The organism is Nostocoides japonicum T1-X7 (genome assembly GCF_001046855.1).
GTDB lineage: Bacteria > Actinomycetota > Actinomycetes > Actinomycetales > Dermatophilaceae > Nostocoides > Nostocoides japonicum.
The window spans coordinates 3,954,429-3,960,737 of the sequence record NZ_HF570958.1; the positions used below are offsets into that span (position 1 = coordinate 3,954,429).

Annotated in this window: 6 protein-coding genes; 4 read left to right on the top strand and 2 right to left on the bottom strand. The window is 72.0% G+C overall.

Going from position 1 to position 6,309, the window contains the following annotated elements; genetic code table 11:
- The 3 genes from BN12_RS17940 to BN12_RS17950 form a co-directional block, all read left to right on the top strand.
- Positions 1–617, top strand: a 617-nt coding sequence (locus BN12_RS17940) for a diacylglycerol/lipid kinase family protein (RefSeq protein WP_048554611.1), incomplete at its 5' end; no start/stop codon positions are given.
- A 631-nt stretch (positions 618–1,248) separates the two neighbouring features.
- Complete coding sequence (locus BN12_RS17945) at positions 1,249–2,514, top strand: MFS transporter (RefSeq protein ID WP_048554612.1); 1,266 nt, start codon at positions 1,249–1,251, stop codon at positions 2,512–2,514.
- A 565-nt stretch (positions 2,515–3,079) separates the two neighbouring features.
- Complete coding sequence (locus tag BN12_RS17950) at positions 3,080–3,772, top strand: alpha/beta fold hydrolase (protein WP_048554615.1); 693 nt, start codon at positions 3,080–3,082, stop codon at positions 3,770–3,772.
- On the opposite strand, the gene BN12_RS17955 is transcribed toward BN12_RS17950, so the two are convergent.
- Both BN12_RS17955 and BN12_RS17960 read right to left on the bottom strand, forming a co-directional pair.
- Entirely contained in the window at positions 3,745–4,275 is a 531-nt protein-coding gene (locus BN12_RS17955; protein WP_048554616.1) for a mycothiol transferase, read from the bottom strand. The two genes, BN12_RS17950 and BN12_RS17955, sit on opposite strands and share 28 nt — an antisense overlap.
- Positions 4,276–4,351: 76 nt before the next feature.
- Positions 4,352–5,653, bottom strand: a complete 1,302-nt coding sequence (locus BN12_RS17960; RefSeq protein ID WP_048554617.1) for an MFS transporter — start codon at positions 5,651–5,653, stop codon at positions 4,352–4,354.
- 219 nt (positions 5,654–5,872) lie between these two features.
- Between BN12_RS17960 and BN12_RS24675 the strand changes: the two genes are divergently transcribed.
- Positions 5,873–6,037, top strand: a complete 165-nt coding sequence (locus BN12_RS24675) for a hypothetical protein (protein WP_157635554.1) — start codon at positions 5,873–5,875, stop codon at positions 6,035–6,037.
- Positions 6,038–6,309 lie beyond the last annotated feature (272 nt).

The following is a 6,309-nucleotide window of genomic DNA, read 5'->3' on the forward strand; positions in this document are numbered from 1 at the left end:
CCGGGACCTTCAACCACTTCGCCAAGGACGTGGGGAGCGTTCCCATCGGCAGGGCCGTCGACGCGGTGCGGGCCGGCACCGTCACGAAGGTCGACGTCGCATATCTGAACGACGAGCTCTTCCTCAACACGGCGAGCGTAGGGGCATACACCGACTTCGTCGAGATCCGGGAGCGCTACGAGCATCGGGTCGGCAAGCCGCTCGCCGCCCTGTATGCCGGCCTGCGGACGATCGGGCGGCGCCAGGCGCTGCGGGTGCGGGTCGACGAGGTGACGAGCGACGTCGACCTCCTCTTCCTCGGCAACGGGCGCTACCTGCCGCGAGGGTTCGTCCCGACCGAGCGCGAGCAGCTCGACGACGGGGTCCTCGACCTGAGGATGCTCGATGTCTCCAGCACCCTGGCGCGGCTGTCCGTCCTCGCGGCCCTCGTCACCGGGCGGCTCGCCCGCGACCCGCGGTACCACGAGATCTCGGCGCCCGCCCTCGACCTGGAGATCCTCGACGGATCGGTGCGGGTCGCTCGCGACGGCGAGCTCGGGGAGACGGCCGACCGGCTGCGGGTCCGGGTGGAGCGCCGGGCGCTCACCGTCTTCCGGCCGGCGGACGCGCCCGGCTGAGCCGTCTCCCCAGCCGCCTCCGGCGATTCGAGGCGTGCGGTGACCGGGCGGCGGGCATTGGATACCTCGACTCGGTGGGTGTCCGGTCGGTCGAGGTATGTGGTGACGTTCCGGTGGGGTCTGGATACCTCGACCCAGTGGGTGCCTGTCCGGTCGAGGTATGTGGCGACCTGGCGGTGGGGTCTCGATACCTCGACCCAGTGGGCGTCTGCCCGGTCGAGGTATGTGGTGACGTTCCGGTGGGGTCTCGATACCTGGACTCGGGAGCGTGGTGGCCGGGTCGAGGTATGTGGTGACGACCGGGGCCACGGCATTGGACATCTCGACTCGTTGGGATACCTCGACTCGGGAGGGGCGGGCTGGGTCGAGGTATGTGGTGATGTTCCGGTGGGGTCTCGATACCTCGACCCAGTGGGTGCCTGGTCGGTCGAGGTATGTGGTGATGTTCCGGTGGGGTCTGGATACCTCGACTCGGGAGGGGCGGGCCGGGTCGAGATATGTGATGACCAGGCGCGGCGACACTGGTTACCTCGACCGAGGCCGGGCTGACCCGGCCGATCCGACTCGACGCGATGACCAGATAGCGAGATTCGAGTCTCGCACATTGGGACGCTGGTGGTAGACCGGGGGCGTGGGCGAGGCGCGAGCTGACCGGACGTCCGGCACCGAGACGTCGGAGCCGGGCGCGAACCCGCACTGGCGTCGCAACCTCGCCGTCTGTGTCGCGGGCTCCTTCACGACGATCGTCGCGATGACGCTCCTCGTGCCCTACCTGCCGCTCTACGTCCGCGAGCTCGGGGTGACCGACGACGCCGCCGTCATGCGCTGGTCCGGGGTCGCCTACGGGGCGACGTTCCTCACGGCCGCGCTCGCCGCTCCCGTCTGGGGCGCTCTCGGCGACCGCTATGGCCGCAAGCCGATGCTCGTGCGGGCGAGCCTCGGGATGGCCGTCGCGATGTCGCTCCTCGGGCTCGCCGAGAACGTCTACCAGCTCGTCGGGCTCCGGCTGCTCGTCGGGCTGCTCGGCGGCTACGCGTCCGGCTCGACGATCCTCGTCGCCGCCCAGACCCCGCGGCGGCACAGCGCCTGGGCCCTCGGGGTCCTGTCCGCCGGGATCATGGGCGGCAACGTCGCGGGACCGCTCCTCGGCGGCGTGCTCCCCGAGACCATCGGAGCGCGGCGCAGCTTCCTGCTGACCGGCGGCCTCATCTTCCTCGCGTTCCTCGCGACCGTGCTCCTCCTGCGCGAGGACCGGCCCGCGCGGCCGACGTCGCGGGCCGGCGGTCCCGTTCCGGGCGACGGTGCCCACCGACTTCCGGCCGCGGCATACCGGCTCCTCGTGACGGGGATGCTCGTCCTCTTCGCGACGATGAGCATCGAGCCGCTCGTCACCCTCTTCGTCGCCGAGCTCGGCGGTCCCTCCGGCGCCGCGACGTGGTCCGGCGTCGTCATGGCGCTCGGCGCGCTCGGCTCGATCCTCGCCGCCCCCCGCGTGGGGCGGTTCGCCGACCGGGTCGGCACGCGCCCGGTCATCGTCGTCTGCCTCGTCGGCTCCGCGGTGTCGGTGCTCCTCCAGGCGGTCGCGCCGGACGTCGTCGTCCTCGCGGCCCTGCGGCTGGTCATGGGCGCGTTCCTCGGCGGCCTGCTCCCGGCCGTCACCTCGGCGCTGCGGCACGTCGTGCCCGACGACCGGGTCGGGCGCGTCCTCGGCTACGGGGTGTCGGCGCAGTATGCGGGTCAGGTCCTCGGGCCGCTCGTCGGCGGTGTCCTCGGCGGAGCGTTCGGGATGCGGAGCGCGTTCGTCGGGACGGCGCTCGTCCTCGGCCTCGCCGCCGTCGTCAACGTGACGGCTCCGAGGACGTCCGCGGTCGCCTCCGAGCCCGTGTCCAGCCGCTGACGAGCCGAGCCCGCCGGTTTCGCCGTTCGTATCGTGAGATGGCCCGAACGGTGCCATCCTGACCGGGTGAACGGGCGCGGACGGGCCCCTGGGTCGGATGTCACAGACACCTCGACCCGTCCCGGCGCCCTCCGGACCGGTACCCTCTCCCCGGTGACCATCACCAGTTCCCCGGCGCCTGCCCGGGGACCGGTCATCGGCACCCCCACGGTGCGCGGCAGACGACCTGCCGGCAGCATCGACGAGCGGGGGGCCGCCCTATTCCTCGGTCCGTAAGAGCCGCCGATGGGCGACGGAGCCGGCTGCGGGGCGCAGCCGGCTCCGTCCGCGTCCGGGGGTCGTCGCGACCGCCGGGATCCAGAAGGCAGCCGGAGCTCCTGGCCCACCACTGAAGCGTCGACAGCCGTAGCCGCGGACCCGCCCACTGGACGGTGGGTGGGGTGATCACCCTACCTACTGTCGAGTAACCATCCGTGCGAGGAACCCGGTGGGAGGAGCCGCTCCGCCGGCCCGTGATCCATCCCATGGGAGGAACCGGCCGCCGCGCTGGCGTAGGTTCGCGGGCATGCCCGCCGCGCTCGTCGTGCCGAGCCCGCTCCTCGGCCCGCTCGCCTACGAGCCGCTCGCGCGGGCCCTCACCCGTCGCGGGCTGGACGCCGGCGTCGCGCAGCTGCCGTCGACGCCGTTCACCCCGGACGACGTTCTCGATGCGGTGACCGACCAGGCGGACGGATGCGCCGTCCTCGTGCCCCACAGCAACGCCGGGCTGTACGCGCCCGCCGTCTGCGGCCGGGCCGGCTGCGCGGCGACGGTGTTCGTCGACGCGGCGCTCCCGGAGGGCGACGGCGGGACGACGCGGCTGGCTCCCGCGGCGTTCCTGGGCCACGTCCGGTCCCTCGTCCCACCGGGCGACGGGCTGCTGCCGCCGTGGACCCGCTGGTGGGAGGCCGAGGAGATCCGGCCGCTCTTCCCGGAGGGCTGGTTCGACCGGGTCGACGAGACGGCGCCGCGGCTCACGCTCGACTACTTCACCGCGACGGTTCCGGTCCCGGCCGGATGGGAGAGCCGGCCCTCGGCATACCTCGCCTTCGGCGGGACGTATGCCGAGGAGCAGGCGCGCGCGACGGCATACCGATGGCCCCTGACCGTCCTCGACGGCCACCATCTACATCTGCTGACGCAGCCCCAGGCGGTCGCCGATGCGGTCGTCGAGCTGGCGGCCCGGCTCGGTCAGGCGCCGAGCAGTCCCTTGACGTAGGCCGCCTGGCCGGCGTGCTGCGCGGCGTCGTCGGCGACGCTGACGAGCCGGACGAGGGCGGTGACCGGCGGGTCCCAGCGCTCGTCGACGATGCGACTCAGCTCCGAACCGTCGAGGCCGCGGACGACCTCGACGGTCCGCGCGTGGACGGCGTCGTAGTAGGCGGTGAGCAGGTCCGCGGAGGCCACCGAGAAGCGCGAGACGTCGTCGGCGCTCATGCCGTAGCCGTGGGTCGACGCGGGATAGGGGACGCCGAGCCGTTCGCCCCAGCCGCCCGAGGCGTGCACCTCCGCGGAGCCCGCGAGGTCGGCGACCTGCGCGTCCTCCATCCGGCCGATGTGCCAGACGATCCAGCCGATGGAGTTGTTGCGGACGCCGTCGATCTCGGGCTGCCGGAGGAGGAGGCCAGGGTCGATGCCGTCGACGACGTCGTGGAGCAGGTCGGGGATCCGGCCGAAGGCGTCGAGGAGCACGTCGACGGCGGTTGGGGTGGTCTCGCTCATCCCCTCACGGTATGCCGGGTGGTCCCCGGTGCGACACGCCTTGGCGCCCCGCCCGGGCCCGTCCCTGCGTGCCGGCTCATCCGGGGACGGGGTGACCCGAGCGGTGGGCCACCGCGCTCGACTCCGCCGACCCGAACCGGATCCCGCGTGCCTCCGACCCGAGCGCGGTGAGGATCGCCACCGCCAACAGGACCGGCACGACCGTCCAGGTGAGGGCGAAGGGATACCCGTGCGAGGCGGCGAGCGCCTCCTGGATGGGCAGGTTGAAGGCGGCCAGGCAGTTGCCGAGCTGGTAGGTCACGCCGGGGTAGAAGCCGCGGATCTCGTCGGGGGACAGCTCGGTGAGGTGGGCCGGGATGACGCCCCAGGCCCCCTGGACCATGACCTGCATGAGGAACGAGCCGAGGGCGAGCATCCCGACGGTCGTCGACCAGGCGAACAGCGGCACGATGGGCAGCCCGAGGAGCGCCGCGACGACGATCATCCGCTTGCGTCCGAACCGCTCGGACATCGCCCCGACGGCGAGCCCGCCGATGATCGCCCCGATGTTGTAGCCGATGACGACCCACGTCGCAGCCCCCTTGGCGAGGCCGATGCCCTGGTCCTCGGTCGCCTTGAGGAAGGTCGGGTAGACGTCCTGGGTCCCGTGGCTCATCCAGTTGAAGGCCGTCATGAGCAGGACGAGGAAGACGAACCGGCGCCAGATCGCGGGGTTGCCGAAGATGGTGCGGAACGACGTGCGCGTCTGGCGGCGGCGGTCCCGGGAGGCGACCCACACCTCCGACTCCTCGACCCGGGTCCGGACGACGAGGGTGATCATCGCCGGGACGATCGACAGGGCGAACAGCCACCGCCAGGAGAGTCCACCGAGGGACACGACGAGCAGGTAGGCGACGGACGCGAGGAGGTAGCCGACGGCATACCCCTCCTGGAGCAGTCCCGAGAAGAAGCCGCGCCGCTTCGTCGGCACCTTCTCCATGGCCAGCGCGGCACCGAGGCCCCACTCCCCGCCCATCCCGATCCCGTAGAGGAGACGGAGCACGAGCAGGACGGTGAAGTTGGGCGCGAAGGCGCAGAGGAACCCGACGACCGAGTAGAAGCTCACGTCGACCATGAGCGGTATGCGACGGCCGACCCGGTCCGCCCACAGTCCGAAGATCATCGCGCCGACCGGGCGCATGACGAGCGTGACCGTCGTGACGAACGCCATCCGCTCGAGCGAGACGCCGAACTCCTTGGCGATGTCGGCGTAGACGAGGACGACGAGGAAGTAGTCGAAGGCGTCCATCGTCCAGCCGAGGAATGCGGCGACGAACGCGTTGCGCTGGTCCCTGGTGAGCCTCGTCGTGCGGGGCTCCTGGCTCGACGTGTCCGACACCCGAGCGCCTCCTTCGCGAGGGTGGATCCGCCCGCCTCATGGCGGTCCCGTCCCTCTCGACGTTAGGCGCGTCGGGCGGTCACGGCACGTCGAGGTCGTGCGGGCCCCGTGGGCGCGGACCGGTGTCGTTTGCCGACGTCGGGAGCCGGGTAGAGGAAGCGCGACGGAGCGGGGTGGTACCCGCTCTCCACAGGGGGCCGTCGTCGCACGGTGCGGCGCATGACAGAAGGAGCCACAGTGATCGTCCTCGGAGTCGTCCTGCTCATCCTCGGCCTGGTCGTCGCGAGCCTGAAGGTCCTCGTGACGATCGGCATCATCCTCATCGTCGTCGGCCTCGTGCTCAACCTCGTGCCGATCGGCGGATCGAGGCGGCGCGTGTTCTAGACCGGGCCGCAGCCGGACCGGGCGTACCACGACAACCCCGCACCTGCCGAGCTTCCTTTCGGCAGGTGCGGGGTTGTCGTGGTTCCCGAGCGAATCCGGCCACGGAAAGCTCACACCTGCCGGGCCCGCGTCTGATGTCTCGAGGTATGCGGGCGCCGTCAGTGGGCGGTCCGGCACCCGTCGGGGTGCGCCGGCGACGCGATGCGGTCGTGGAGCGCACCCTGGACGCGGACCCGGTGGCGCAGGGCCGCGGCGACCCGCGCGCGCCGGAG

Bases quoted from the DNA above. Each gene is read 5' to 3' on its own strand.
- BN12_RS24675 (WP_157635554.1), top strand. From the start codon at position 5,873: ATGACAGAAGGAGCCACAGTGATCGTCCTCGGAGTCGTCCTGCTCATC.
- BN12_RS17955 (WP_048554616.1), bottom strand. From the start codon at position 4,275: ATGAGCGAGACCACCCCAACCGCCGTCGACGTGCTCCTCGACGCCTTC.
- BN12_RS17950 (WP_048554615.1), top strand. From the start codon at position 3,080: ATGCCCGCCGCGCTCGTCGTGCCGAGCCCGCTCCTCGGCCCGCTCGCC.